At 70.2% G+C, this 25,147-nt stretch carries 27 protein-coding genes; 18 read left to right on the top strand and 9 right to left on the bottom strand.

Going from position 1 to position 25,147, the window contains the following annotated elements:
• Window positions 1-50 precede the first annotated feature (50 nt).
• The 5 genes from FMM06_RS01335 to FMM06_RS01315 all read left to right on the top strand — a co-directional run bounded on the left by FMM06_RS01335 (window position 51) and on the right by FMM06_RS01315 (window position 3,483).
• Window positions 51-782, top strand: coding sequence for a histidine phosphatase family protein (locus tag FMM06_RS01335; protein WP_143554424.1), 732 nt, complete (start codon window positions 51-53; stop codon window positions 780-782).
• A complete protein-coding gene (locus tag FMM06_RS01330) occupies window positions 779-1,648 on the top strand; it encodes an NAD(P)H-hydrate dehydratase (protein WP_143554423.1) in 870 nt (289 codons plus the stop codon). The genes FMM06_RS01335 and FMM06_RS01330 overlap by 4 nt, the downstream gene beginning before the upstream one ends.
• Before the next feature lie 141 nt (window positions 1,649-1,789).
• Complete coding sequence (locus FMM06_RS01325) at window positions 1,790-2,698, top strand: D-alanyl-D-alanine carboxypeptidase family protein (protein ID WP_143554422.1); 909 nt, start codon at window positions 1,790-1,792, stop codon at window positions 2,696-2,698.
• On the top strand, window positions 2,695-3,078 hold the full coding sequence (locus FMM06_RS01320; RefSeq protein WP_143554421.1) for a RidA family protein: 384 nt from the start codon (window positions 2,695-2,697) through the stop codon (window positions 3,076-3,078). Before FMM06_RS01325 ends, FMM06_RS01320 begins: the two co-directional genes overlap by 4 nt.
• 57 nt (window positions 3,079-3,135) lie before the next feature.
• Complete coding sequence (locus FMM06_RS01315; protein ID WP_143554420.1) at window positions 3,136-3,483, top strand: hypothetical protein; 348 nt, start codon at window positions 3,136-3,138, stop codon at window positions 3,481-3,483.
• 24 nt (window positions 3,484-3,507) lie between these two features.
• Here the strand turns inward: FMM06_RS01315 and FMM06_RS01310 are convergent, their stop codons facing one another.
• Entirely contained in the window at window positions 3,508-5,688 is a 2,181-nt protein-coding gene (locus FMM06_RS01310; protein WP_207790221.1) for a xanthine dehydrogenase family protein molybdopterin-binding subunit, read from the bottom strand.
• A gap of 83 nt (window positions 5,689-5,771) precedes the next feature.
• Entirely contained in the window at window positions 5,772-9,269 is a 3,498-nt protein-coding gene (locus tag FMM06_RS01305) for a YadA-like family protein (protein WP_143554419.1), read from the bottom strand.
• Window positions 9,270-9,645: 376 nt separating this feature from the next.
• Here FMM06_RS01305 and FMM06_RS01300 point away from each other — a divergent pair, with 376 nt between their 5' ends.
• The 4 genes from FMM06_RS01300 to FMM06_RS01285 are packed head-to-tail and all read left to right on the top strand — an operon-like array spanning window position 9,646 to window position 13,115.
• Window positions 9,646-9,825 (top strand): DUF1289 domain-containing protein, encoded by a 180-nt coding sequence (locus tag FMM06_RS01300; protein WP_143554418.1) that lies wholly within the window; start codon window positions 9,646-9,648, stop codon window positions 9,823-9,825.
• A complete protein-coding gene (locus FMM06_RS01295) occupies window positions 9,822-10,838 on the top strand; it encodes an LLM class flavin-dependent oxidoreductase (protein ID WP_143554417.1) in 1,017 nt (338 codons plus the stop codon). The genes FMM06_RS01300 and FMM06_RS01295 overlap by 4 nt, the downstream gene beginning before the upstream one ends.
• On the top strand, window positions 10,835-11,596 hold the full coding sequence (locus FMM06_RS01290) for an ATP-binding cassette domain-containing protein (protein WP_143554416.1): 762 nt from the start codon (window positions 10,835-10,837) through the stop codon (window positions 11,594-11,596). Before FMM06_RS01295 ends, FMM06_RS01290 begins: the two co-directional genes overlap by 4 nt.
• Window positions 11,589-13,115, top strand: a complete 1,527-nt coding sequence (locus FMM06_RS01285; protein WP_143554415.1) for an ABC transporter permease/substrate-binding protein — start codon at window positions 11,589-11,591, stop codon at window positions 13,113-13,115. The genes FMM06_RS01290 and FMM06_RS01285 overlap by 8 nt, the downstream gene beginning before the upstream one ends.
• Here FMM06_RS01285 and FMM06_RS01280 read toward each other — a convergent pair.
• The 3 genes from FMM06_RS01280 to FMM06_RS01270 are packed head-to-tail and all read right to left on the bottom strand — an operon-like array spanning window position 13,090 to window position 14,791.
• Window positions 13,090-13,863, bottom strand: coding sequence for an acyl-CoA thioesterase domain-containing protein (locus FMM06_RS01280; RefSeq protein WP_143554414.1), 774 nt, complete (start codon window positions 13,861-13,863; stop codon window positions 13,090-13,092). The genes FMM06_RS01285 and FMM06_RS01280 overlap by 26 nt on opposite strands.
• Window positions 13,860-14,342 carry a glycosyltransferase gene (locus FMM06_RS01275; RefSeq protein WP_185964990.1) on the bottom strand — a complete coding sequence of 161 codons (483 nt, stop codon included), beginning with the start codon at window positions 14,340-14,342 and terminating at the stop codon, window positions 13,860-13,862. The genes FMM06_RS01280 and FMM06_RS01275 overlap by 4 nt, the downstream gene beginning before the upstream one ends.
• A complete protein-coding gene (locus FMM06_RS01270) occupies window positions 14,339-14,791 on the bottom strand; it encodes a glycosyltransferase family protein (RefSeq protein WP_143554412.1) in 453 nt (150 codons plus the stop codon). Before FMM06_RS01270 ends, FMM06_RS01275 begins: the two co-directional genes overlap by 4 nt.
• A gap of 141 nt (window positions 14,792-14,932) precedes the next feature.
• On the opposite strand from FMM06_RS01270, the gene FMM06_RS01265 reads away from it, so the two are divergent.
• Window positions 14,933-16,255, top strand: coding sequence for an MATE family efflux transporter (locus FMM06_RS01265; RefSeq protein ID WP_143554411.1), 1,323 nt, complete (start codon window positions 14,933-14,935; stop codon window positions 16,253-16,255).
• Here FMM06_RS01265 and purB read toward each other — a convergent pair.
• Window positions 16,252-17,553 (bottom strand): adenylosuccinate lyase, encoded by a 1,302-nt coding sequence (purB, locus tag FMM06_RS01260; RefSeq protein WP_143554410.1) that lies wholly within the window; start codon window positions 17,551-17,553, stop codon window positions 16,252-16,254. The two genes, FMM06_RS01265 and purB, sit on opposite strands and share 4 nt — an antisense overlap.
• Before the next feature lie 145 nt (window positions 17,554-17,698).
• Between purB and FMM06_RS01255 the strand changes: the two genes are divergently transcribed.
• From FMM06_RS01255 to FMM06_RS01245, 3 genes are all read left to right on the top strand, one after another.
• On the top strand, window positions 17,699-18,097 hold the full coding sequence (locus FMM06_RS01255) for a hypothetical protein (protein WP_143554409.1): 399 nt from the start codon (window positions 17,699-17,701) through the stop codon (window positions 18,095-18,097).
• 66 nt (window positions 18,098-18,163) lie between these two features.
• Window positions 18,164-18,526, top strand: a complete 363-nt coding sequence (locus FMM06_RS01250; protein ID WP_143554408.1) for a hypothetical protein — start codon at window positions 18,164-18,166, stop codon at window positions 18,524-18,526.
• Between the two features lie 39 nt (window positions 18,527-18,565).
• Complete coding sequence (locus tag FMM06_RS01245; RefSeq protein ID WP_143554407.1) at window positions 18,566-18,883, top strand: hypothetical protein; 318 nt, start codon at window positions 18,566-18,568, stop codon at window positions 18,881-18,883.
• Between the two features lie 52 nt (window positions 18,884-18,935).
• On the opposite strand, the gene radC is transcribed toward FMM06_RS01245, so the two are convergent.
• Window positions 18,936-19,619 carry a RadC family protein gene (gene radC / locus FMM06_RS01240; RefSeq protein WP_235889010.1) on the bottom strand — a complete coding sequence of 228 codons (684 nt, stop codon included), beginning with the start codon at window positions 19,617-19,619 and terminating at the stop codon, window positions 18,936-18,938.
• A gap of 61 nt (window positions 19,620-19,680) precedes the next feature.
• Between radC and FMM06_RS17060 the strand changes: the two genes are divergently transcribed.
• Window positions 19,681-20,187, top strand: a complete 507-nt coding sequence (locus tag FMM06_RS17060) for an ester cyclase (RefSeq protein ID WP_143554405.1) — start codon at window positions 19,681-19,683, stop codon at window positions 20,185-20,187.
• Here FMM06_RS17060 and map read toward each other — a convergent pair.
• A complete protein-coding gene (map, locus tag FMM06_RS01230; protein ID WP_143554404.1) occupies window positions 20,154-21,008 on the bottom strand; it encodes a type I methionyl aminopeptidase in 855 nt (284 codons plus the stop codon). The genes FMM06_RS17060 and map overlap by 34 nt on opposite strands.
• 75 nt (window positions 21,009-21,083) lie before the next feature.
• Between map and FMM06_RS16645 the strand changes: the two genes are divergently transcribed.
• Window positions 21,084-21,257: a hypothetical protein gene (locus FMM06_RS16645; RefSeq protein ID WP_185964989.1), complete on the top strand. Its 174-nt coding sequence runs from the start codon at window positions 21,084-21,086 to the stop codon at window positions 21,255-21,257.
• Here the strand turns inward: FMM06_RS16645 and FMM06_RS01225 are convergent.
• A complete protein-coding gene (locus FMM06_RS01225; RefSeq protein WP_235889007.1) occupies window positions 21,254-23,275 on the bottom strand; it encodes an alpha/beta hydrolase family protein in 2,022 nt (673 codons plus the stop codon). The genes FMM06_RS16645 and FMM06_RS01225 overlap by 4 nt on opposite strands.
• A 55-nt stretch (window positions 23,276-23,330) precedes the next feature.
• On the opposite strand from FMM06_RS01225, the gene FMM06_RS01220 reads away from it, so the two are divergent.
• From FMM06_RS01220 to pyrF, 3 genes are read left to right on the top strand one after another with little or no spacing between them, the layout of a single operon-like run.
• Window positions 23,331-24,095 (top strand): competence/damage-inducible protein A, encoded by a 765-nt coding sequence (locus FMM06_RS01220; RefSeq protein WP_143554403.1) that lies wholly within the window; start codon window positions 23,331-23,333, stop codon window positions 24,093-24,095.
• A gap of 2 nt (window positions 24,096-24,097) precedes the next feature.
• Window positions 24,098-24,400, top strand: coding sequence for a hypothetical protein (locus FMM06_RS01215; RefSeq protein ID WP_143554402.1), 303 nt, complete (start codon window positions 24,098-24,100; stop codon window positions 24,398-24,400).
• Window positions 24,397-25,065: an orotidine-5'-phosphate decarboxylase gene (pyrF, locus tag FMM06_RS01210; RefSeq protein WP_143554401.1), complete on the top strand. Its 669-nt coding sequence runs from the start codon at window positions 24,397-24,399 to the stop codon at window positions 25,063-25,065. Before FMM06_RS01215 ends, pyrF begins: the two co-directional genes overlap by 4 nt.
• The last annotated feature ends 82 nt before the right edge of the window (window positions 25,066-25,147 follow it).

Below are 25,147 nucleotides of genomic sequence, written 5' to 3'. Positions count from 1 at the left end.
TGAACTTTAACGGCCCTGACGCTTTGATGTGCCTCAACCGGAGAGCAAACTTGCATCAGCGCTGGCCCGAACGCCTGTGGATCGTGCGGCACGGGCAGAGCGCCGGCAATGTCGCCGCCGACGCCGCCGAGGCCGCGGGGCACAGCCGCATCGTCCTCGACATGCGCGACTGCGACGTGCCGCTGAGCGATCTGGGGCACGACCAGGCAAAGGCGCTCGGCACGTGGTTCGCCGCCCTGCCCGCGCCGCCGACGGTGATCCTCAACTCGCCTTTCCTCCGCGCCCGCCAGACCGCGCAGCACGTCGCCGACGCGATCTGCCCGTGCGAGATGCGCGCCGCCGACGAGCGGTTGCGCGAGCGCGAGTTCGGCATCCTCGACCGCCTCACCCGCGCCGGGGTCACCGAATTCCATCCCGAGCAGGCGGCATCGCTGACCATGCTCGGCAAGTTCTACCACCGCCCGCCCGGCGGCGAGAGCTGGACCGACGTCATCCTGCGCCTGCGCAGCGTGCTCGATACGATCAGCCTGCACCACGAAGGCGAGCGCGTCGTCATCGTCGCGCACCAGGTCGTCGTGCTGTGCCTGCGCTATATCCTCGAGGGGCTCGACGAGGCGACGATCCTCGATATCGACCGTGCTGGCGACGTCGCCAACTGCTCGGTCACCGAGTACGAGTTCGGCGGCGGTGCCCCCGCGCTGGTGCGCTACAATCACGTCGCGCCGGTCGCGGCACAGGCGCCGGTGACGCGCGCCCCCGACGCCGCGGTGGCGGCGGGATGATCGCCATCGACGAGGCGCTGCTGCGCACCCTGCCGCTGCCCGCACACGACGGCGAGGTCGACAAGGACGCGCGCGGCCGGGTGCTGGTCATCGGGGGCAGCGTCGAGGTGCCGGGTGCCGCCCTCCTCGCCAGCGTCGCCGCGCTGCGTGCCGGGGCGGGCAAGCTGCAAGTTGCCACGGTGCGCAGCGTCGCCGTCGCACTGGCCCTCGCGGTGCCCGAGGCGCTGGTCAGCGGGCATGACGAGACGCCCGACGGCGGCATCGATCCGGCTGCAAGCGACGATCTGTGCAAGCGGCTCGACCGCTGCGACGCGGTGCTGGTCGGCCCCGGCATGACGGGGGACGACGAGACCGCGGCGCTCGCGTCCGCGCTTGCGAAACATGCCTGCGACGCGGTGCTGGTGCTCGACGCCGCCGCGCTGAAGTGCCCGCATGCCCTGCTCGCCGCCCGCCCCGGCCGCGCGGTGCTGACGCCGCACGCCGGCGAGATGGCGTCGCTGCTCGATACCGATCGCGACGCGGTGCTCGCCGATCCCGAGGGCCATGCCCGCGACGCGGCGCAGCGGACGGGCAGCATCGTCGTGCTGAAGAGCAGCCAGACGCTTATCGCGACGCTCGACGGCGAGCTGTACCGCTACGGCGGCGGCGGCGTCGGCCTCGCGACGAGCGGATCGGGGGATACGCTGGCGGGCATCGTCACCGGCCTCGCGGCGCGCGGCTGCGCCCCGCTGACGGCGGCGATCTGGGGCGTGTACCTGCACGGCGAGGCGGGCGCGCGCCTGACCCGGACCATCGGCCGCGTCGGCTTCCTGGCGCGCGAACTGCTCGACGAGGTGCCGCGCGTCATGGCGGCGCACTGCGACTGAGCCGAAGCGACGCCGCACCGCGTTCAAACGCGCTTGGCGCGCGATTCGGCATCTGTTACAGTCTGCGTGCGGCGGGAGCGGGGAGTTCCTTTGCGGAGTCAGGGTTTTAGAGCGGGTTGTTTAAGCGTCGCCTGCGGCGCGATGCTGCTCGGCCCGGCGGCATCGGCGAAGAGCCTGTATGCCGAGCCCAAATATGCGGCGATCCTCGTCAATGCCGACAGCGGCGAGGTGATGTACGCGCGCCAGGCCGATGCGCCGCGTCTGCCGGCGTCGATCACCAAGGTGCTGACGCTCTACATGGCGTTCGACGCCATCACCAAGGGTCAGCTGCGCGAGACCGACTATATCACCATGACCGCGCGCGCCGCCGCGCAGCCGCCCTCGAAGCTGGGCCTGCGGGTCGGCGAGCAGATCAGCGTGCGCGACGCGATCGGCGTCATCGCGACGCGGTCGGCGAACGACATCGCCGTCGCGCTCGCCGAGCATATCGCGGGTAGCGAGGCGGCCTATTGCGCGATGATGACCGCCAAGGCGCGGTCGCTCGGCATGACGAAGTCGACCTTCGTCAACGCCACCGGCCTGCCCGACAAGCGCCAGCTGACCACCGCGCGCGACATCGCGACGCTCAGCCGCGCGCTGATCCGCGACTTCCCGCAATATTACTACGTGTTCTCGAAGGTCGCCTACGACTTCGAGGGGCAGTCGATCGGCAACCACAACCACCTGCTGAAGACGCTGCCCGGCGTCGACGGCATCAAGACGGGCTTCACCAACGCGGCCGGCTTCACGCTGGCGGCATCGGCTGCGCACGACGGCGTGCGGCTGATCGCGGTGGTGCTGGGCGGCCCCAACCGGCTGGCGCGCGACGGCAATGTCACCAGCCTGCTCGACACCGGCTTCGACGTGCTGACCAAGCGGTCGCGCGGGCAGATGACGACGGTCAGCGCCAACCTGTCGGAGATCGACGATCTCAACGACCAGACTCTCGAACACCTCGCCGAGCAGGGGTCGGGTGACGACGAGGTGCTCGCGGTGACGCGCCCGCGTTGACCGACAAGCGACGCATCTTCTCAGGGGCGCCGCACGAACCACTGGTCGCCTATGCCCGCGCCGTCGTCAGCGGCGATTTCATCTTCGTCGCGGGCACCACGGGTCGCGACCCCGTCTCCGGCATTTTGCCTGAGGGTGCCGAGGCGCAGTGCATCAACGCGCTGGCGATCATCGGCACGGCGCTAAGCGAGGCCGGGGCGAGCTTCGCCGACGTGGTGCGCGTGACCTATTATCTACCCGACCGGCGCGAGTTCGAAGTGTGCTGGCCCCACCTGCGCGCTGCCTTCGGCGCTGCACCACCCGCCGCGACGATGATCGAGGCGGGCCTCGTCGACCCCGCGATGCGGATTGAGATCGAGGTTACCGCGCACCGGGCGTGAGCGCAGATTTTGGGACACGGCGCTAGGGACACGCCTGCCCTTCCTATGGAGCTGAGCATGATCCTGATCGCCCTGCTGTTGCTTGCCGCCGATGCCGACGGGTTTCGGGACGCCGGGGTGGAAGCGAGGTCGCCTGAGACACTGGTCAGTCTGCAGGCGTGCATCACGCGGCAGATGGGGCGAGGGGGGCAGGTTACGCCTGTGCCCTTGCCCGATGGTGTGGCGCTGGACATGAGTATGGGCCGGCGCGGCAAGGGAATCATATCAGTCGCTGTGCATGATGAGGGGGTCGAGCGGCGACTGACGATGGGTTATCGACACCCGTGGTCCGCCAAGATCGCCGCAGGACTGTTTAACGACTTGGCGCGCTCGTGTTTCCCGGCTTCGCCGCCCGTGCCGCGCTAGCACGACACTCGCGAACTTCCGCGCTCAAACCTTGCGCAGCAACGCCGTGTCCACCGGCAACGACCGCACCCGCACACCCGTCGCGGCGAAGATCGCGTTGCACAGCGCCGGCGGCAGCGGCGGGTAGGCAGGCTCGCCCAGACCTGTCGGGTTGTTGTCGCTCAGCAGGAAGCGCACCGCGACCGGCGGTGCCTGGTCGATGCGCGGCAGCGGGTAGGAATCGAAATTGCCCTGCACGACACGTCCGCGCTCGAGCGTGATCGCCTGGCCCAGCGTCGAGCCGATGGCGTCGATCACCGACCCCTGCATCTGGTTGATCGCGCCGCTCGGGTTGACGATCTGGCGGCCGACGTCGGCGACGCTCCACACCTTGACGACCGACACCGCGCCGTCGTTGGCGACCTTCGCCTCGACGACATGCGCGACATAGCCGAGGTGGCTGAAGTGAAAGCCGATGCCGAGCCCCGAGCGCGGAGGCAGCTTGCGGCCCCAGCCGGCATCCTTGGCGACCGCCTCGACCACGCCGCGCATCCGGCCCGAGTTCCAGACGTCGCGCGCCTTGGGGTCGCCGACCAGCCGGTCGGGGCCGAGCAGCGCCACGCGGAACGCCACCGGATCGGCGCCCGCGGCGTGCGCCAGCTCGTCGATGAACGACTGGAAGGCAAACCCGAAGGCGTTGTTCGACGGGGCGCGCAGCGGACCCGTGTCGAGGCGCAGCGGCATCACCGACGACACCCGCGCGAAGTCGTCGACGAAGCCTGCCGGGAACTGCTGCGGGGTGATCGCCGCCGACCGCTTGAAGGTTTCGCCCTCGCCGAACGACACGAACTGGTCGCGCCAGCCGCTGACCCGCCCCTTGGCGTCGAGTCCGGCGGTGAAGCGGTGCCACCCGGCGGCGCGGTAGAAGGACTGGCGCAGGTCGTCCTCGCGGCTCCAGATCAGCTTGACCGGCACCCCGGCGCGCTTCGAGATCGCCGCGGCCTCGGCCATGAAATCGTTGACCAGCCGCCGCCCGAAGCCGCCGCCGCAGCGCGTCATGCGGATCGTCACATCGGCGGGGGCGACGCCGAGTACCTTGGCGACCTGCGCGCGACCCGGCTCCGGGTTCTGCGTCGGCGCCCAGATCTCGACCTTGCCGCCGACGACGTGCGCGGTGCAGTTCATCGGCTCCATCGGCGCGTGCGCGATGAAGGGGTAGTCGTACTCGGCGGTCACCGTTTTCTTCGCCGCCTTCAGCGCGGCGTCGACGTCGCCCGTGGCGTGGATGGTCCGCTGCGGCGGCGCCTTGAGCAGCTCGGCGGCGCGCGCCGCGAGGCCGGCGCTGTCGATGCCGGCGGCGGCACCCTCGTCCCAGCTGATGTCGATCAGCCGCCGCGCCTTCTCGGCCGCCCACCAGCTGTCGGCGACGACCGCGACGCCGGGGATCAGGCCGGCGCCGATGTCGCCGTCGCCCTCCAGAATGAAGACGTCGCGGACACCCCTGACCGTCTTCGCTTTCGCGAAATCGCCGCCGGTCGGCTTGCCGCCGGGGACCGGGCATTTGCTGTAGGTCGCGTACTTCATGCCCGGCACGACCGTGTCGATGCCGAACGCCTGCCGCCCCTCGACGATGGCGCGGTTGTCGACGCCGGGGTGCGGCTTGCCGATGATCGCAAAGGCCTTCGGGTCCTTGAGCGTCAGCGTCGCCGCATCGGGCGCGGGCATCGTCGCCGCCTGCGCCGCGAGCGCGCCGTAGGGCTGGGAGCGCCCGCTCGCGGGATGGCGCACGACGCCCGGCGCGGTGGTGCAGCTGGCGGGATCGACCCCCCAGCCCTGCGCCGCGGCAGCCACCAGCATCGCCCGCGCGCCCGCGCCGATGCGGCGGAAGGCGTCGTACTGCAGCGTCGTCGCCTGGCTGCCGCCCGCGACCTGGCGGCCATAGACCGCGGTGTCGGCGATCGCCTGCTCGATGCGGACTTGCGCCCAGTCGACGTCGAGCTCCTCCGCCACCAGCATCGGGATCGAGGTCTTGGTGCCCTGCCCGCACTCCGGATTATGCGCGACGAGGGTGACGATGCCGTCGGGCGCGATGCGGACGTAGGTGCCGAGCTTCGCCGGCGTCGCCTGCGCGCCTGCAGGGGCCCAGCCGAACATCAGCCCGCCGCCCAGCGCAGCACCGGCAGTCAGCACCATGCGGCGGGTCGGCGCCTCGAGCAGATCGATCATCGGCACATCCTGCCCCGCTTCTGTGACACGCACAAGAAACGGGCCGGGGCATCGCTGCCCCGGCCCGTCCCTTTACCCAGCCTTTAGAACTGGAAGCCGACGCCCGCGTTGAAGCCGCCGCTGCCGCGGCCGCTGACCGAGGCGCCCGCCTTCACGATGGCGCTGTCGCTGACGATCTTCGACACGCCGATCGCGAACGCCACCTGGTCCTGCCAGAAGCCGACCGCGCCCGCGACCATGCCGGCGCCTTCGGTGAACGGCTGCGGCAGTGCCGCGACCGCCATCGCGCCCGCCGTACCCGCGTTGGCGCGGCGGCGGGCATTGCGCAGGTCGAAGCCGAGGCCGTCGATCTGACCCTGCAGGTTGTTGATGCTGGAGTTGATCGTGCCCGTCGCCGCCTGCAGCTGGCTGAGGTTCACCGCGTCGGTGCCGTTGATCGCGGGTCCGACATTGACGATCCTCCGCTCCGCCCCGACGCTGCCCACCGAGACGACGTTGGCGACGCCGCCGTCGGTCGACTGGGCACCGAGTGCCACCGAGCGGCTGCCCGTCGACACCGCGCCGTTGCCCAGTGCCACCGACTGGACGCCGCTGGCGGTCGCCCCGAAGCCGCCCGCGCTGGCGTTCGCTCCGGTCGCCGATGCCGCCGGAGCACCGGCCGCATTGTTCGACCGGAAGGCACCCGCGTTGCCCGCGATGATGTTGTTGATCGTCGTCGAGTTGGTGACGATCTGGGCGTTCGCCGCCGCCAGCTGGCTGCCGTTGACCGCATCGGTCGACCCGGCGGTCAGTGCGCCCGCCGCGACGTTGCTGATCGTCACCGGCCCCGCAGATCCGCCGATCAGCGTCACCGAGTTGAGCCGGCCGCCGTTGGCGTCGGTGTCGTACTGCACGGCGTTGAACGCGCCGCCGGTGACCTGCGCCAGCTGACCGACCGTCGCCGCGTCGTTCGCCGCGAGGCCCGGCGCGACCCCGGTGATGATGCGGTCGCCCCCCGTGCCCGCGACGTTGATCGTCGTGCCGCCCGTCGTCGCGCCGACGGTGATCGGCCCGTTGCCGGGCGAGCCGCCGGTCTGCTGCACCAGCCCGACCGTGCCGTTGTTGATGTTGGTCGTCAGGTTGGTGATCGCGGTGGTGTTGCCCGCAATGTTCGTGGTGTTGATCGTCGTCTGGCTGTTGGTCGCGAACAGCTGCGCGCCGTTGACCGCGTCGGTCGACGTGTCGTTCAGCGCGCCCGCGGTGACCCCGGTGACGGTCCGCGTGCCGCCGGTGCCGGTGACGTCCACGGTCGTACCCGCAGTCGACGCCCCGACGCGGATCGTCCCCGCCCCCGGCGCACCGCCGTCCTGCTGCACCAGACCCGCCGTGCCGTTGGTCAGGTTGGTGATCGCCGTCGTATTGGCGGTGATCGCGGTGGTGTTGCCCGCCACCGTCGTCGTCAGGTTGGCGATGTTGGTCGTGTTGGTCGTTACCTGGCTGTTGGTCGCGAACAGCTGCGCGCCGTTGACCGCGTCGGTCGACGTATCGTTCAGCGCACCCGCCGCGACATTGGTCACCGTCACCGGCCCGGCCGCACCGCCCGCGAGCGTCACGGTGTTGGTCCGCACGCCGCCGACGACGTCGTACTGCACCGCATTGGCGACGCCGTTGCCGACGGCGTTGAGCTGCGAGACGTTGACCGCGTCGGTCGCCGCGACACCCGCCGCGACGCCCGAGACGACGCGGTTGCCGTCGGTGCCCGCGACGCTGACGCTCGTTCCGCCCGTCGCTTGACCGACGGTGATCTGACCCGCGCCGGGCGCGCCGCCGGTCTGCTGCACCAGGCCGATCGTGCCGTTGTTGATGCCGGTGGTCAGGTTGGTGACGTTGGTGTTGGTCACCGCGATCGCCGCGGTGTTGGTCGTCACCTGGGTGTTGATCGCCGTTACCTGCGTGTTGGTCGCCGACAGCTGGCTGCCGTTGACCGCGTCGGTCGATGTCGCGGTCAGCGCACCGGGTGCGAGGTTGGTGATCGTTACCGGCCCCGCCGCACCGCCCGTCAGCGTCACCGTGTTGGTCCGCAGGCCGCCGATGACGTCGTACTGCACCGCGTTCGCGACCCCGCCGCCCATGGCGGTGAGCTGCGAGACGTTGACCGCGTCGGTCGGTGCGACGCCCGCTGCAACGCCCGAGACGATGCGGTTGCCGTCGGTCCCCGCGACGCTGACGTTGGTGCCGCCGGTCTCTGCACCGACGGTGATCAGGCCCGCACCCGGGCTGCCACCGACCTGCCGCACCAGGCCGATCGTGCCGGTGTTGATCCCCGTCGTCAGGTTGGTGACGTTGTTGTTGGTGACCGCCAGCGCGTTGGTGGTGTTGGTCACCTGCGTGTTGGTCGCCGACAACTGGCTGCCGTTGACCGCGTCGGTCGACCCCGGCGCGAGGGCGCCTGCGGTGACGCCGGTCAGCGTCCGCGTGCCGCCGGTGCCGGTGAAGTTCACCACCGTCCCCGCCGTCGCCGCGCCGACACTGATCGCGCCCGCGCCCGGGCTGCCGCCCGCCTGCTGCACCAGCCCCGCGAGGCCGTTGTTGAGGTTGGTGATGTTCGTAGTGTTGTTCGTCACATTGGTGTTGGTGGTGAACAGCTGCCCGCCGTTGACCGCGTCGGTCGAGCCCGAAGCGACGACGCCGGGGGCGACATTGTGCAGCGCGACAGCGGTGCCGGGCGCGGTGCCGACCAGGGTCACGTCGTTCGAGGTCACGCCGGGGTTGGGCGTCGTCGGCGCGCCGGGGGTCGAGTACTGGATGGGCTGCGCCGCCGCCGTCGCACCGATCGCCGCGCTGACCTGCGCGACGTTGACCGCATCGGTCGGGGCCGAGCCCGCGGCGACGTTGGTGATCTGCCGCGTCGCACCCGCCGCGCCGACCGAGAATTCGCCCGCCGAGGTCTGCGGTGCCGCAAGGCCGGGTGCGGTATAGCCCGCCACCGCACCGCGGGTCGCGGTCGATCCGGCGCCGACGGCGACGCTGTTCGCCGCGGTCACCGATGCGCCGGTACCGATCGCAACGGCGTTGGTCGCAGCGGCGGTCGTGCTCGCGGTGTTGCCCAGCGCGATCGACCCGATCTCGCCGGCGTTCGCCACCAGCCCCTCCGACCCCAGGCCGAGGATGCGGTTACCGCCGATCGAGATGCCGGCGGGCGTGTCGAGCTGGAACGAGTCCGCGGTCGACTGGCAGTTGTCGGCCGGGCCGACGATGACGCCGTTGACGTCGAGCGCCTGCAGCGTGATCGGTGCGCCGCTTGCGGCGTTGTTGAGCAGGCCGGCGACGTCGATCGAGAGCTGCGGGAAGACCTCGCCGACGATAGGGATGATCCCGACGACCCCCAGGATGTCGTTGACCCGCCCCTGGAGAGGGTTGACGATGCCGTTGAGCGGCCCGGCGACGATGTCGGTGACCACCGAGCGCGGCAGGCTGACCCCCGTGCACGCGCCGACCAGCGCGGCCTGCGCCGGTGTCGCGATCAGCGCGGTGGCGAGCGCCGTAGCAGCCGAATTGAGCAGTACGAAAGCGCGGCGGGCGCGCGCGGTGGCAACGGTCATGACGGTCCTCCCAACCCGGCCCGCGCGCGACGCTGGATGCGCCGCATCTTCGGTCCGGATCAGCAATGAACCTTGGCCGTTACAAACCGTTCCGACTCGTCAGATTGGTCAAAATTAGGCTGTGAGGTTAATTTATTTAATGATCGGTTACCGTAACGATACGGTATGGCTACCGACCGTATTTGCTGAATTAACGTGTCAATTTTGCAATAATCTTGGTTATCATTTTACCAAAATTGGCTGTGAAAGCCTTGAAAACTCATCGAACAGGTTTTGGCTGTGTTGTTTTTACGCAACGTTTTCGCAACCCTTCGATAGGGGATCGTCCCGTCGAACGGGGGTGGCCGCGCGCCCGTGCAGCCACTACATTCCCTCCATGGTTCGTTCGCCGTGCATCAACATCTGCGAGATCGAGCGCCGCTCGGGCCTGTGCCGCGGCTGCCTGCGAACCGTCGACGAGATCATGGCCTGGCCGACCGCGAGCGAAGCAACACGCGCCGCGCTGGTCGCCGAACTCGCGACACGCGAAATCCCGCGGCGGAGGTGGTTCGCATGAGACTGAGCGTCCTCGACCAATCGCCGATCCCCGCCGGTGCGAGCGGCGGCACGGCACTCGCCAACTCGATCGACTTGGCGCGTCTGTCGGAGCGGCTCGGCTACCACCGCTACTGGGTCGCAGAGCATCATTCATCACCTGCGCTGGCAGGTGCTGCGCCCGAGGTGCTGCTTGCGGCGATCGGTGCGGCGACCAGCCACATCCGCATCGGATCGGGCGGCATCATGCTGCCGCATTATTCGCCGCTGAAGGTCGCCGAGAGCTTCAGCCTGCTCGCCGGACTTTACCCGGGCCGCATTGACCTGGGGCTGGGCCGCGCGCCGGGCAGCGACGGGCGCACGGCCTATGCATTGCAGCGCGACCGCCGACAGCAGTCGCCCAACGACTTCCCCAACCAGCTTGCCGAGCTGATGGGGTATCTCGGCGACAGCCTGCCCGCGGACCATCCCTTCGCCGACCTGGCGGGCACCCTGCCCGGCCGTCCGGAGGTGCCCGACCTGTGGCTGCTCGGCTCGTCGCCCGACAGCGCGGGCTGGGCGGCGGAGGTCGGGCTGCCCTATTGCGTCGCCGACTTCATCAATGGCAACGGCGCGCCGCTTGCCGACCGCTACCGCGCCGCCTTCCAGCCGTCGGCGCACCTCGCGGCGCCCTACACGATGACCGCACTGTGGACCGTCTGCGCCGACAGCGACGCCGAGGCCGAGCGGCTGGCGTCGAGCGCGCGGATGATGATGGCGCACCTCCTCATGGGCCGCTCGATCCCGGTGCCGACGCCCGAGACCGCGCTCGCCTGGCTCGCCGACCACTCCGAGGTCGCCAGCACCCGCGCCGGCAGGCGGGTCATTGCCGGGTCGCCCGCGACGGTGAAGCGCGGCATCGAGGCGGCGGTCGCCGAATACGGCGCCGACGAGGCGATGCTGGTCAACATCCTCCACGATCACGGCGCACGGCGGCGCAGCTATGAACTCGTGGCCGACGCCTTCGGGCTGACCGACACGCGCGCTGCGGCGTGAGCGCTGTCGGCTTCGCCGGCGTCGGCAAGGCGTTCGGCGGGAATGCGGCGCTGGCGGGCATCGACCTCGACATCGCCGCCGGCAGCTTCGTCGCGCTGATCGGGACATCGGGATCGGGCAAGACGACCCTCCTCAAGACGATCAATCGCCTCGTGGTGCCCGACAGCGGCACCGTCTCGGTCGACGGCGTCGACGTCGCGAGCGTCGATGCGGTGGCCCTGCGGCGCGGCATCGGCACGGTGTTTCAGAACGTCGGGCTGTTCCCGCACATGGATGTCGCGGCCAACATCGCCAGCGTGCCGCGTCTGCTCGGCTGGTCGCGCGCGAAGGCCGCGGCGCGGGTCATCGAATTGCTCGATCTTGTCGACCTGCCCGCCGACGTCGCCGCGCGCCTGCCTGCCGAACTGTCGGGGGGCCAGCGCCAGCGGGTCGGGGTGGCGCGCGCGCTGGCGGCGGGTCCGCGCCTGATGCTGCTCGACGAGCCGTTCGGTGCGCTCGACCCGACAACGCGCGATGCGCTGGCGACGCGCTACCGCGACCTGCACGGCCGGCTCGGCCTGACGAGCATCATGGTGACGCACGACGTGCAGGAGGCGCTGCTCCTCGCCGACCGGATCGTCGTGCTGCGCGCCGGGCGCATCGTCGCCGACGCGACGCCCGCAGCGCTGATGGCGGGCGCGGGCGATGCCGGGGTTGCGGCGATGATCGCGGTGCCGCGCGACCAGGCGGCGCGGCTGGCGGAGATGGCGCGTGGCTGACTGGGCGCCGGCGCTCGAACTGCTGCCCCACCGGCTGGCGGCGCATGTCGGGCTGAGCGCCGCGGCGCTGGGCCTCGCGCTCGCGATTTCGGTGCCGCTGGTGCTGGCGATGCGGCGCAGCCCCCGCGCTGCCGCTCCGGTGCTGGGCATCGCGTCCTTAATCCAGACGATCCCGGCGCTGGCGCTGCTCGCGCTGTTCTACCCGCTGCTCGTCGTGCTGCGGACCGCGAGCGGGGTCGACGTGCCCGTCCTCGGCTTTCTGCCCGCGCTGCTCGCGCTGACGCTCTACGCGCTGCTGCCACTGCTGCGCGGCGCGATGACCGGCCTGCGCGGCATCGACCCGGCGGTGACCGAGGCTGCCGACGCGATCGGCATGACGCCCACTCAGAAGTTCACGGGCGTCGAACTGCCCCTCGCTGCGCCGGTAATGATGGCTGGACTGCGCACCGCGGCGGTCTGGACGATCGGCGCGGCGACGCTGGCGACGCCGATCGGCGCGACGAGCCTGGGCGATTTCATCTTCGTCGGGCTGCAGACCGAGGACTGGATCGGCGTCGCGGTCGGCTGCCTGGGCGCCGCGGGACTGGCGATCGCCGTCGACGCGCTCCTCGGCCTTATCGAGCACGGCCTGTCGCACCGGTCGCGCGCGCGGATTTTCGCAGGCCTTGCAGGTCTTGGACTAATCGCCGTCGCGGCGCTGGTCGCGGCTCGCCCGGCAGGGGATCATCGGACGATCGTCGTCGGCGCCAAGTCCTTCTCCGAGCAATATATCCTCGCCGAGGTCATCGCCGCCCGGCTGGCGCAGGCAGGCTACCGCACCGAAATCCGCAGCGGGCTGGGCTCGGCGGTGGCGTTCCGCGCGCTCAAGGCCGGCGATATCGACGTCTATGTCGATTATTCGGGGACGCTCGCGACGACGGTGCTCGACCGCGCCGACGACCCGCCGCTCGCCGAACTGAGCCGCGACCTGACCGCGCGCACCGGGGTCGGCGTCGTCGGGCCGCTGGGGTTCGAGAACGCCTATGTGCTGGCGATGCGCGGTGACGAGGCCGCGAAGCTCGGGGTACGCGACCTCGCCGACCTCGCGCGCGTCGCGCCGCGCCTGACACTGGGCGGCGACATCGAGTTCCAGACGCGCCCCGAATGGCGCGCCGTTCAGGCTGCGTACGGCATGCGCTTCCGCAAGGCACGGACCTATGAGCCGACCTTCATGTACCGCGCGCTGGCGAGCGGCGAGGCCGACGTCATCTCGGCCTTTTCCAGCGACGGACGCGTCGCGGCGCAGCGGCTCGCAGTGCTGGCCGACCCCAAGAGCGCCATTCCCGCCTACGAGGCGGTGCTGCTGATCGCCCCCGACAAGCGTGCCGACGCGGCCTTCATCGCGGCGCTAAAGCCGCTGATCGGCAGCATCGGCGTCGAACGGATGCGCGCCGCGAACCTGATGGTCGACCGCGACGCCGACAAGCGCTCGCCCGCCGACGCCGCGGCGTGGCTCAGCTCTCGGGCAGGCGCACGATAAGCGACTGGCTGGCGCTCGCCATCAGCGTACCGTCCTGCGCGAACAGATACATGCGCCCGTGCCCGAAGCCGTCGGCCACCGCGTCGATCTGCGTGTCGAGCAGCACCCACTCGGTTGGCACGACGCGGACGTAGCGGATCGTGTTGTCGAGGCTGTTGCCCCCGGCCCGCCGTCCCAATGCCGCGCTGATCCCCGACGGCAGAAAGTCGGCGAACACCGCGAGCGTCACCCGGTCGATCGCGCCGCCGTCGAGGCGCCGCGCCCAGAGCAGCGAGCGGCCCGCCGGCGCGGGATCGCGCGGGGACGCGACGCGCAGGTCGATGCGGCCGCGGATGTCGTCGTCGGTGCGCGACCAGCCCTGCGTCAGCTCCTCGCATTCGTCGGGCGGCGGCGCGGCGGGCATCGCGGCCCATCCCGCCACCAGCGCCTGCGGCCGGCTGCCCAGCGCGGCGTTGACGGTCAGGATCTCGGTGTCCTCGACATGGCCGGTGACCCGCGCCTGGCTCGAATGCTTGCCCGCGACCGGCACGACGACGTCGAGGTCGAGCACCGACGGCGGCCGCGCGTAGCTCAGATACTGCGCCGCCGCCCACACCGTCGGGCGGCCCGTCACCGCCTCCAGCGCCGCGACCGCCGCCGCCAGCCCCGCGCCGCCGAACAGGAACTGAAAGTCGGGCGGCCCGACACAGACGCCGGGCGTGACGGCCAGCGCGAAGCGGTTCAGCCCTGCGGTCTCGAGCTCGATCATCCCTGCACGAAGCCGCGCACCGCAGCGATCAGCTCGGGCGACGCGTAAGGCGAGATCGGCGCCGGGGCCTCGCCGCCGCCGGCGAGCAGCCGGTCGATCGCGCCGCCCAGCTGATCCTCACGTTCGACATGATGCAGCCCGGGGCGGTTGGCGACATTGCGCACCGTCGCGAGCTGGTGGTCGTTGTTGTGCTCGCCCAGGTCGGCGCGGCGCGGCAGCATCAGCAGCGGGCGCCCCGCCTGGATCGCACTGATGATCGATCCCATCCCGGCATGCGCCACGAAGAGCTCGGCGGTCTCGACGAGGCGGCGATACTCGCCCGGCGGCATCAGCCGGACTTGACGCGCGTGCGCCGGCAGATGCTTGCCGTTGCCGAGCTGGATCAGCACGTCCGTTGCCGGGTGCGCCGCCGCCCACTCGTCGGCGGCGCGCACCAGCCGGTCGAACGGCATCATCGATCCGACGCTGACGAAGATCACAGCACCGAACCCCAGCACGGCGTCTCGGGTGTCGCCAGCTGCGGCCATTGCGTGATGACCTGGTGCGCGAAGCGGCGCGCGATGCGGCCCGATCCCGACAGCTCCTCGCTGTTCGCGACGCTGTCGACCCACAGGGTCCGCGCCCCGGTCAGACGCCCGACCAGCAGCGCGGCGAGCGGCGGCATCGCGCCCGTCGTCACCACGACGTGCGGGCGGACGCACAGAACGATGCCCGCGATCTGCAGGCCGCTTTTGAAGAAATTCCACCAGTCCTTGCGAGACGCGTCGCGGAAGGTGAACAGCCGCGCACCGGGCGCGAGGTCGGCGGCGCTGTCGGCGTGGACCGTCGCGAAGCTGACCGTGCAGCCCTCGAACGCGGGCGCCAAGCGCAGCAGCTGGACCCAGTGTCCGCCGCCCGACGCGATCGCCAGGACGCGGCGCTCAGCCACGGGCTCGTGCCAAATTCAAAGTCCACCCCGTCTCTGCTTGCCGTCCGGTTACACGCACAACGTGCCTGTCGTCACAAGAATTTTTTGCGGTGCAACATGGCATGGTTGCCTGTCGGCACGGCGTCCTGCAAGAGCGCCGCGATGCGCAAGCGTTTCAAACAGGCGACCGCGATGCTCGCCCCGGGACGCCTCGGCGGGCAGACGGTGATGGCCTTCGCCCTCAAGATCTGGGGCGCAGGCGCCAGCTTCGCGCTCGGCCTGCTGATCGCCCGCCAGTTCGGCGCATCGGGCACCGGCACCTACGCGATCGGCGTCAACACCGTGGTGATGCTGTCATACCTCGTCCTGCTGGGCCTCGATTACATCGTCGTGCGCGACGCGTCCGGCGATCTGCGCGAAGGCAAGCAGGACCGCGCCCGCGGGGCCGTGCGCAGCGCGGCGCGCGTCGTCCTGGTGGCCGCGCCGCTCGTTGCCGGGACGCTCTGGCTGCTGCGCGACTGGCTCGCGGCCGAGATACTGCGCCAGCCGAACATCGGGCCGATCCTGGGCATCATGCTGTGGGCGGTGATCCCGCTGGCCCTGCAGCGCATCGCCAGCGCGGCGCTGCGCTCGGCCGATCGAATTATCATCTCGCAGATCATCGACGGGCCGCTGGGCACCACGGCGGCTATGATCGGCGTCGGCTTGGGCGTGTGGTTCGGCAACGTCCACGGCCTGATGCTGCCGGCGACCCTGTACGTGGCCGGACTGTCCCTCGGCGCCGTGGTCGGCTGGCTGGCGTGGCGCAATGTAAGCCGCGGCTGGCCGAGCGCAGTGCCGGTGCTGGCACTCCCGATGATCGCCGCCGGGGTGCCGATCGTCGTGTCCAACCTGGGGAATATGTTCACCGAGTGGTACACGACGGTCGCGCTGGGCAGCAACTGGCCGGTCGCGGTGGTCGGATATTACCGCGCGGCCTGGCAGTTCGTGGCGCTTGCCGGGCTGCTGCAGGTCGCGGTGGAGACGGTGATCGGCCCGCGCATCGCCGCCGCCGCGCGCATCGGCGCGCTCGACGAGATCGCCAGCGTGGCGCGCAAGTCCGTCGTGCTGGTCTTGGTCCTCGGCGGGCCGCTGTTCCTCGTGCTGCTGGTCATTCCGGAAACCCTGCTCGGCCTGTTCGGGCCCGAGTTCCGTGGCGGGGCGACCGTGTTGCAGATCCTCGTCGTCGGCCAGTTCCTCCGCCTCGCATGCGGGCCGATCGGCAGCATCCTGGTCATGGCCGGCGACCAGCGCTGGATCCTGGCCTCCGCCGGGCTCGCCGTCGCCGTCTGCATCATCGCCGTGGCGCTGCTGGTGCCGACCTATGGTGCCGAGGGTGCCGCCTGGGCGACGGTGATCACCATCTCGCTGCGCAACCTCGCCCTGGTCTGGGTCGTCCAGAGCCGGCTCGGCGTCAACCTGCTGGGCTTCCGCCGGCCGGCCTAGGCCCCCAGCACGCGCGCGAAGATCGTGTCGACGTGCGCGAAGTGATAGCCGAAGTCGAAGAGCTGCTCGAGGTCCGCAGCGGCGACGAAGCCCGTCACTTCCGGGTCAGCCTTGAGCAAGTCGAGCAGCGCGATCTTGCCGTCGGCGCGCCACACCTGCATCGCGTTGCGCTGGACCATCGCGTATGCCGCCTCGCGCGACGCCCCCGCCTGGGTCAGCGCGAGCAGCACGCGCTGCGAATGGATCAGCCCGCCCATGCGGTCGAGGTTGGCCTGCATCCGCTCCGGATAGATCAGCAGCTTGTCCATGACGCCCGTCAGCCGCGCGAGCGCGAAGTCGAGCGTCACCGTCGCATCGGGGCCGATCATCCGCTCGACCGACGAGTGGCTGATGTCGCGCTCGTGCCACAGCGCGATATTCTCCAGCGCCGGGGTGACCATGCCGCGGACCAGCCGCGCGAGGCCGGTCAGGTTCTCGGTCAGCACCGGGTTGCGCTTGTGCGGCATGGCGCTCGAGCCCTTCTGGCCGGGCGCGAAATACTCCTCCGCCTCCAGCACCTCGGTGCGCTGCAGGTGGCGGACCTCGGTCGCCAGACGCTCGATGCAGCCCGCGACGACACCCAAGGTCGCGAAATACATGGCGTGCCGGTCGCGCGGGATGACCTGCGTGCTGACCGGCTCGACGGTCAGGCCCATCGCCTTGGCGACATGCGCCTCGACGCGCGGGTCGATGTTGGCGAAGGTCCCGACCGCGCCCGAGATCGCGCAGGTCGCGACTTCGGCACGCGCCGCGACCAGCCGCGCGCGGCAGCGGTCGAACTCGGCATAGGCCTGGAGCAGCTTGAGGCCGAAGGTCGTCGGCTCGGCATGGATGCCGTGGCTGCGCCCGATCGTCGGAGTCAATTTGTGCTCGATGGCACGGCGCCTGAGCACCGCGAGCAGCGCATCGACATCGGCGATCATCAGGTCGGCGGCGCGCGCCAGCTGGACGCCGAGGCACGTGTCGAGGACGTCGGAACTCGTCATGCCCTGGTGCACGAAGCGTGCCGAGGGGCCGACATGTTCGGCCAGGTTGGTCAGAAAGGCGATGACGTCGTGCTTGGTCTCGCGCTCGATCTCGTCGATGCGCTCGACCTCGAACGCGCCCTTCTCCCAGACGTCCTTTGCCGCCTGCGCCGGTACGACGCCCAGTTCGACAAGCGCATCCATGGCGTGCGCCTCGATCTCGAACCAGATGCGGAAGCGCGCCTCGGGCTCCCAGATCGCGACCATTTCGGGGCGGGAGTAGCGCGGGATCATCGGCGGTGACGGCTTTCGAAGACGGTTGAGCGCTGCCCCCTAGCATGGGGCGAGCCGCACCGACAGCGGGACGGGTTGAGGACCCGCGCCCCCGTTCAGCGGTTGGTCATCCGAGGCTAAGGCCTGTCGAAAGAAGGAATTTGCCATGAAGACTTTTGCGATCATCGCCGCCGCGGCACTGGCCACGGCAACCGCCGCCACCGCACAGGTCGGCGCGTCGAGCCCGTCGGTTTCGGGCAGTGTCGGTGCGACCACCGGTGCACCGGGCACCAGCGTGACGACCCCGGGCACCTCGGCCACCACCGGCGCGAGCACCACGGGCGTCGCTCGCGGCGACCGTGCACGGACCGGCCGCGACGCCGTGGGCACGCGTGCTCCGACGACGCCGAGCGACACGACGACGGGCAGCAGCAGTGCCACGACGGGCACTGCCGGCTTCCCCGCCACCCCCGGCATAACGCCGGGCGCCAGCGTCAACGGCGACGGCTCGGCGCGCACGCCGGGCACGGTCGGCACTGCCGGCACGCCCGAGGGTCCGCGCTGACCGCAACCTGATCCGCTCCGCGCGCGTTGACGCGCTGCGGGGCCTAATCAGCCAAGGAGTTACGATATGTCCAAGATGATTATCACCGCCGCGATTGCGGCAATGGCGTTCACTGCAACCGCTGCAGATGCACAGAACGCGCGCAAGCGTGGCAATGCCTCGGGCCAGGAAGCTCGTGAGCGTGCGGCGACCAAGGATCTGAACGCCCAGCAGCTGGCGGGTGTGGCTGCAATGCCGGGCGGCGCTGGCATGGCGCCGACCACCGCGATGCCCGCACCTGCAACCGGGATGGCACCGGCTGGCGATACCGCCGCTCCGATGGCCCCGGCACCCGACACCGGCGCCGCTCCGTCGGCGATGCCGAGCGAGGCGACGCCGCCGGCCGACGCGATGCCGACCCCGCCGACGCCGGCACCCGAGCCGCGCTGAAGTCCTTCGTCGGTAACCCTCGAACAAAGGTGAAATGACATGAAGATTTTCCTGACCCTGACCGCCGCCGCTCTGGCTTCGACCGCCGCAATCGCCCAGACGGCAAGCCCGGGCGCGCCGGCGATGCAGCAGCCCGGCATGTCGGCGCCGACGACCGCGCCGACTGCGCCGACCACGACCGACACGGCGCCGATGGCGAGCGACACTGCACCCGCGGCAAGCGCTGCCCCGGCGGGGACGACGACCGCGTCGGCCGAGATGATGGTCGAGCGTGACGGCAAGTGGTTCATGGGCGATCGCCCTGCGACCAAGGCCGAGATCAAGGCCCACAAGAAGATGATGAAGACGCCGTCGTAAGGCCGACATCGTCTCAAGGAAGGGGTCGCTTCGGCGGCCCCTTTTTTTGTGCCTAAAGCAGCCCTAGTGCGCGGAAGCTGGCGTGGCCCGTGCGGCCGATCACGACATGATCGTGGACACTGAGGCCCAGCGGCCGCCCGGCCTCCACGACCTGCTTCGTCATTTGGATGTCGTCGCGGCTCGGCGAGGGATCTCCGCTCGGGTGGTTATGCACGAGCACCAGCCCGCTCGCCCCGAGTTCGAGCGCGCGCTTGACGATCTCGCGCGGATACACGGGTGCGGCGTTGACCGTGCCGCTGCCCATCGCCTCGTCGCGCACCATGACGTTACGATTGTTGAGGAAGATGACGCGGAACTCCTCGGTCACGCGGTGCGCCATCGACGCGTGGAGATAATCGGTCAGCGCCTGCCACCCCGACAGCACCGGCCGGTCGAGCGCCGCGGTACGGAGCGTCCGCTGCACCGTCGCCTCGACGAACTTCAGTGCCGCCGCCGCCCCCTCGGTCAGCCCCTCGACCCGGCTCAGCTCGGCGGGTGACGCTGCGAGCAGCGCCGGGAAGCTGCCGAACTCCGCCAGCAGGCGCTTGGCCAACGGCTTGGTGTCGCGCCGCGGGATCGCCAGGCCAAGGACATATTCGAGCAATTCGTAATCATGGAACGCGTCGCCGCCGCCGCTGAGCAGGCGCGCGCGCAGGCGTTCGCGATGTCCGCTCGCGTCGCTGTCACCCCCCGCCAACGTCTTGCCCCCGTAACATTGCCGGACGAGTGTAGCCGGGGCCGTAACGGAAGGACAGGCAATGACGATCGACGCGTTCCGCCGTGAACCCTGGGTCGCCCCGGCCGGCCTAACCCCGGAGATCGCCGCCGCCAACGTCGCGCTGGCGCGCCGCTTCGTCGAGGACGCGCTCGGCAAGGGCGACATGGCAGCGTTCGACGAGATCGTTGCCGACGATGTCTGGGTGTCGACGGGGTTGAAGCCCGGTGCGCCGATCACCTCCAAGGCCGAATATGCAGCCGTCATCGGCGCGACCCTCGGCAGCGCGCTCGAGTTCACGACCGCGACGATGGTGCTGCACGAATGCGTCGCCACCGCCGACGGGCGTGTCGTTGCGCGCTTCACGGCAGAGGCCGATCATGTCGGCACGATCGACGGCGTCGCCGCGACCGGCAAGCGGCTGGTGCTGAGCGAAACGCACCTGCTGGGCTTTCGCGACGGCAAGCTCGTCGAGAACTACGTCGGCGCGCTCAACCCGCTGATGTGGGAAACGATCTACGCGCCGGTGATTGCAGCGGCGGTGCTGTAGGGCGGCTTTTCGAGGCCCGCCGGCGACAGCGTGAAGATCTCGGGATCGCCGTCGGTGATGCCGACCGAATGCTCGAACTGTGCCGACAGCGAGCGGTCGCGCGTCACCGCCGTCCAGCCGTCGTCGAGCAGCTTTACCTTGAAGCCGCCCAGGTTGATCATCGGCTCGATCGTGAAGATCATCCCGGGCTTCAGCACCTCGCCCGTGCGCGGCCGCCCGATGTGAACGATGTTCGGCGCATCGTGGAAGACGCGGCCGACGCCGTGCCCGCAGAAATCGCGCACCACCGAGCAGCGCTGCGCTTCCGCATAGCTCTGGATCGCATGACCGATGTCGCCCAGCGTGTTGCCCGCGCGCGCCGCGCCGATGCCGCGCTGCAGGCATTCCCAGGTGATGTCGACCAGCCGCCGCGCCTTCAGCGGCACGTCGCCGACCAGGAACATCCGGCTGGTGTCGCCGTGCCAGCCATCGACGATCACCGTCACGTCGATGTTGACGATGTCGCCGTCCTTCAGCCGCTTCGCCGACGGCATGCCGTGGCAGACGACGTGGTTGACGCTGATGCACAGCGAATGGGCATAGCCGCGGTAGAAGATCGTCGCGGGCAGCGCGCCGCGCGCCAGCACGAAATCATAGGCGAGCTTGTCGAGGTCGGCGGTCACCACTTCCGGCATGACGTGCGGCACCAGCATGTCGAGCACTTCGGCCGCCAGCCGCCCCGCCTTGTGCATGCCCGCGAACGCGTCGGGCCCGTGCAGCTTGATCGTCGCCGTCCGCTCCTCGGCGTCGGCAAGCGCTTCATAGGTCGGGGCGAAATTCATGGATCCGATGTATGACGCGCGTGTCACCGGGGCAAGGCGGTTGAACCCGCAGCAGCCCCGCGCGTAGATGCCGGCATGGACCTGCAAGCCCCCCAGCACGCCGAACTCCACGCCCGCTGGGGCAAGGCGCGCGTTCGCATGACGGTCGACGTCACCCCCGCCGGGCTGCTGGCGATCGGCGGCCTGGTGTCGAGCATCCTGCTGTCGACCGCGGTCATCGTGCGCGTGGCGACGCAGCGCCGGCGTTAGTCGGCGGGCAGCTTCATCGCGCTGCGCAGCCAGGCGTCGCTGCGGCGGAGCAGGTCGGCGCGCACGACCGAGTCGTCGAGATAATGGTCCAGCCCCGGGTAGGTGATCAGCTCGTGCTTCACCCCCGCCTTGGCCAGCGCCTCGCGCATCACCTTGGACTGGACCGGCTTGACGTTCGAATCGACGTCGCCGTGGAACAGCAGCACGGGTGACTTGAGCAGCGCCGCCTGACGCGCAGGCGATCCGTCGCGCAGGTGCGGGCCGACGCCGATGAAGTCCCGCGCCAGCGCGAAACTCGTGTAGCCGCGATACTGCTCGGCAAGCAGCGCCAGGTCGGCGACCGGGGCGATAGCCACCACCGCCTTGAACAGGTCGGGCGCGACCACACCCGACTGGAGCGCCGCATAGCCACCATACGACCAGCCGACGATGCCCAGCTTGGCCGGGTCGGCAATGCCCTGCTTGATCAGCCAGCGCCCGGCGTCGTTGACGTCGCCGATCGCCACCGCCCATTTGCGGAAGCCCTGGTTCCTGAACCATGCGTCACCGTAGCCGTCCGAGCCGCGGAATTGCGGCTGCAACACGGCATAGCCGCGCGCCGCGTAATATTGCGACAGCCAGTCGAAGCCCCACTCGTCACGCGCACTGGGACCGCCGTGCGGCAGCACGATCGCGGGCAGGTTCTTGCCGGTGCTGCCCGGCGGCAGCATCAGATAGGCGGGGATCAGCGTGCCGTCGGCAGCCGGGTAGGTGATCGCGGTCTGCGTCGCCAGCGCCCGCCCCTCGAGCTCGGGCCGCGCCAGCATGATCTCGGCGAGGTTCTTGGTCGCGCGGTCGAAGACATAATAGCGGCCGGGATCGACATCGCTGCCCGCCCAGATCAGCAGCCGCTGCTCGTCGCGGCTGGCGCCTGCGAAGCGGACCAGCGGCTTGCCAGGAAGCGCCTTCGACAACGACAGGGCCAGCGCCTTCAGCGCGGGGTCGAAATACACCGTCTCGCGCCGGTCGGTGACATAGGTGACGCCGATGACCCGGCGCGCCCGGCCCAGCGTGACCACGCCGTCGATATCGACCTGCGGGTGCGCGAACACCGGCGTCTCTACCAGCGTGCCGTCGAGCGCGACGCGGACCAGCGTCAGGCGGCCCCCGACCTTGCGCATCGCGTATGCGGCGTCGAGCGTCGAATCGACGGCATAGGGGTTCAGGCCCTCCTGGTTGGCCGTCATGCCGGTCTTGAGCGCGCCGAACGGACGCCATTCGTCCGATGTCTTGGTGCGGTAGAAATAGTTGATCGTCGCGCCCATCTGGCCGCTGGCCCCGGCCGCAGGGCGCAGGCCCATGATGCGGATGCGGCCCTGGCCGTCGCTGATATATTCCTCCGCGTCGCGCTTGGGGTTCTCGCTGCGCGTCACCGCGCCGGTCCGCGCGTCGAGGCGGACGACACCGTACCCGTCGAGCTTTTGCTCGAGGCGCGTGTTGCCGCGCGCCTCCGGGATGAAGTCGCGGCCGACGAGCAGCTTGTCGGTCTCGCCGGGCAGCCAGTCGACGATGTTCCCGCCGAACACCGCGAGCCGCGTCTGGGTCTCGTTGGTCTTCTCGCTCAGCAGCTTCTGGTTGCGGCCGTCGCGGTCGACGCCGACGATGCGGGAGACGTCGAGCAGATAATCCTGATACTTGACCGTGCCGACGACCTGGCAGACCAGTCGCGCATCCGACACCCAGCCGCAGTTCGACAGGCTCTGCGCGGCATCGGTCGTCGCCAGCACGAGCTTCGGCTCGCCACCTTCGAGGCCGACGGTGAACAGCGCGGTCCCAGCGCTGCCGTTGGGCGCGACGAAGGCGATGCCCTTGCCGTCGGGCGACAGGCTGATCGACTCGATGCTCTCGCGCACCCCGAACTTGGTCGCCAGGTCGACCGGCGCTGCGGCCAGCAACAGCAGACCGGCAATCGCCGACAACGCGCGCACGTACATCGAAAACCCCCGCATCCCCCGAGGCTTGATGATGCGTCGCGGCATGCGACGTGGCAAGCGCTTTGCGCCGCCCCCGGCGCTGCGCTAGACCGCGCCCTGCATGACCCCCGCGACCGATCCCGACCGCGTCTATACCGCTGCGCTGCTGATCATCGGCGACGAGATCCTGTCGGGGCGGACACAGGACGCGAACCTCGCCTATCTCGCGAAATGGCTGGGGGTGCAGGGCATCCGGCTCAAGGAAGTGCGGGTCGTCGCCGACGATCATGCCGCCATCGGCGATGCGGTCAACGCGCTGCGGAACGCGTACGACTATCTGTTCACCACCGGCGGCATCGGCCCGACGCACGACGACATCACGGTCGACGCGATTGCCGCAGCATTGGGCGTCGACGTGATCGTCCACCCGGCGGCGCGCGCGATCCTGGAGAAATATTACGGCGACAAGCTGACCGACGCGCGGCTGCGCATGGCGCGGGTGCCCGACGGTGCCGAGCTGATCGAGAACCCGCGCACCGGGGCGCCGGGCATCCGCTACGGCAATGTCTTCATCATGGCGGGCGTGCCGGCGATCACGCAGGGGATGCTGGCGGCGCTCGACGGCCAGCTGCCCGGCGGCAAGCCGGTGCTGAGCCGCACCGTCGCGGCGTGGACTGCCGAGAGCGCGGTCGCAGCGACGCTGGGGGCGGTCGAGAAGGCCAATCCCGGCACGCAGATCGGCAGCTATCCGTTCTGGCGCGAGGGGCGGACGGGGGCGAACTTCGTCATCCGCGCCACCGACCCGGCGCTGCTCAGCGCGTGTGCGGCGGCGCTGCTGACCGCGCTGACCGACGCGGGCCTCGATCCCGTCGACGGGGAGCTGTAGCGGTGCGGATCGTCCGCCTGGTGTTCTGGCTGCTGCTGGCCTTCGCCTTCCTGGCCTTCGCCGCCGCCAACTGGACCGCGGTGACGATGATCTTCGGGCGGACCGAGGTCGTCGTGCGCCTGCCGCTGCTGCTGCTCGTCGTCGGCTTCGCGGGCTATGTGATGGCATCGCTGCGCTACCGGATGCGTCCGCGCGACGCTGCCGTCGCCTATGTCGCGCCCGCGCCGGCGGAGCTGCAGGCCCAGCCGCGCGCGACGCTGCCGAGCGAGGCGCAGCCGATCGTCGTGCCACCGGGGTGCGGATGAACCCCGTCTTCGTCGCGCTCGACACATCGGACCTAGGCGATGCCGAGCACCTGGCGCGCGCCGTCGGCGGCCATGTCGGCGGGCTCAAGCTTGGCCTGCAGTTCTTCATGGCGAACGGGCCGGAGGGGGTACGGCGAATGGGCGGGCTCGGCCTGCCGATCTTCCTCGACGTCAAGCTGCACGACATTCCGAACACCGTCGCGGGGGCGCTGAAGTCGCTGGGCTCGCTCGACCTCGCGGTAGTCAACGTCCACGCCGGCGGCGGGGCCGACATGCTGAAGGCAGCGCGCGATGCCTGTGCGCCTGCGACGAAGTTGATCGCGGTGACGGTGCTGACCAGCCTCGACGACGACGACCTGCTGCCGCTCGGCGTGAGCGACGGCGCCGCGGCGCAGGTCGCCCGGTTTGCGGACCTCAGTCGCGAGGCCGGGCTCGACGGCGTCGTCTGCTCGCCGCACGAAGTCGCCGCGCTCAAGGCCGGGTGGACGGATGGCTATTTCGTTGTCCCCGGCATCCGCGTCGTCGACGGCGGCGACGACCAGAAGCGCACTCTGACCCCCCGCGCGGCGCTCGATGCGGGCGCGTCGATGCTCGTCATCGGCCGCCCGATCACCGGTGCCGCCGACCCGGCCGAAGCGGCGCGCGCCATCGCCGCGAGCCTGTGACTAGCTTCGTCCGTCATCCCCGCGAAGGCGGGGACCCAAGGTCACCGACTGTGGCACAAGGGTGTTCGGCCTTCGCGCCAAA

The organism is Glacieibacterium frigidum (assembly GCF_007097155.1).
Lineage (GTDB): Bacteria > Pseudomonadota > Alphaproteobacteria > Sphingomonadales > Sphingomonadaceae > Glacieibacterium > Glacieibacterium frigidum.
Note: the sequence above shows the minus strand (reverse complement) of the source record. Positions and strands in the feature narration are given on the sequence as shown.

Bases quoted from the DNA above. Each gene is read 5' to 3' on its own strand.
- FMM06_RS01330 (WP_143554423.1), top strand. From the start codon at position 779: ATGATCGCCATCGACGAGGCGCTGCTGCGCACCCTGCCGCTGCCCGCA.
- FMM06_RS01325 (WP_143554422.1), top strand. From the start codon at position 1,790: ATGCTGCTCGGCCCGGCGGCATCGGCGAAGAGCCTGTATGCCGAGCCC.
- FMM06_RS01315 (WP_143554420.1), top strand. From the start codon at position 3,136: ATGATCCTGATCGCCCTGCTGTTGCTTGCCGCCGATGCCGACGGGTTT.
- FMM06_RS01310 (WP_207790221.1), bottom strand. From the start codon at position 5,688: ATGATCGATCTGCTCGAGGCGCCGACCCGCCGCATGGTGCTGACTGCC.
- FMM06_RS01305 (WP_143554419.1), bottom strand. From the start codon at position 9,269: ATGACCGTTGCCACCGCGCGCGCCCGCCGCGCTTTCGTACTGCTCAAT.
- FMM06_RS01300 (WP_143554418.1), top strand. From the start codon at position 9,646: ATGGTTCGTTCGCCGTGCATCAACATCTGCGAGATCGAGCGCCGCTCG.
- FMM06_RS01295 (WP_143554417.1), top strand. From the start codon at position 9,822: ATGAGACTGAGCGTCCTCGACCAATCGCCGATCCCCGCCGGTGCGAGC.
- FMM06_RS01280 (WP_143554414.1), bottom strand. From the start codon at position 13,863: ATGATCGAGCTCGAGACCGCAGGGCTGAACCGCTTCGCGCTGGCCGTC.
- FMM06_RS01265 (WP_143554411.1), top strand. From the start codon at position 14,933: ATGCGCAAGCGTTTCAAACAGGCGACCGCGATGCTCGCCCCGGGACGC.
- purB (WP_143554410.1), bottom strand. From the start codon at position 17,553: ATGATCCCGCGCTACTCCCGCCCCGAAATGGTCGCGATCTGGGAGCCC.
- FMM06_RS01255 (WP_143554409.1), top strand. From the start codon at position 17,699: ATGAAGACTTTTGCGATCATCGCCGCCGCGGCACTGGCCACGGCAACC.
- FMM06_RS01250 (WP_143554408.1), top strand. From the start codon at position 18,164: ATGTCCAAGATGATTATCACCGCCGCGATTGCGGCAATGGCGTTCACT.
- FMM06_RS01245 (WP_143554407.1), top strand. From the start codon at position 18,566: ATGAAGATTTTCCTGACCCTGACCGCCGCCGCTCTGGCTTCGACCGCC.
- FMM06_RS17060 (WP_143554405.1), top strand. From the start codon at position 19,681: ATGACGATCGACGCGTTCCGCCGTGAACCCTGGGTCGCCCCGGCCGGC.
- map (WP_143554404.1), bottom strand. From the start codon at position 21,008: ATGAATTTCGCCCCGACCTATGAAGCGCTTGCCGACGCCGAGGAGCGG.
- FMM06_RS16645 (WP_185964989.1), top strand. From the start codon at position 21,084: ATGGACCTGCAAGCCCCCCAGCACGCCGAACTCCACGCCCGCTGGGGC.
- FMM06_RS01225 (WP_235889007.1), bottom strand. From the start codon at position 23,275: ATGCCGCGACGCATCATCAAGCCTCGGGGGATGCGGGGGTTTTCGATG.
- FMM06_RS01220 (WP_143554403.1), top strand. From the start codon at position 23,331: ATGACCCCCGCGACCGATCCCGACCGCGTCTATACCGCTGCGCTGCTG.
- pyrF (WP_143554401.1), top strand. From the start codon at position 24,397: ATGAACCCCGTCTTCGTCGCGCTCGACACATCGGACCTAGGCGATGCC.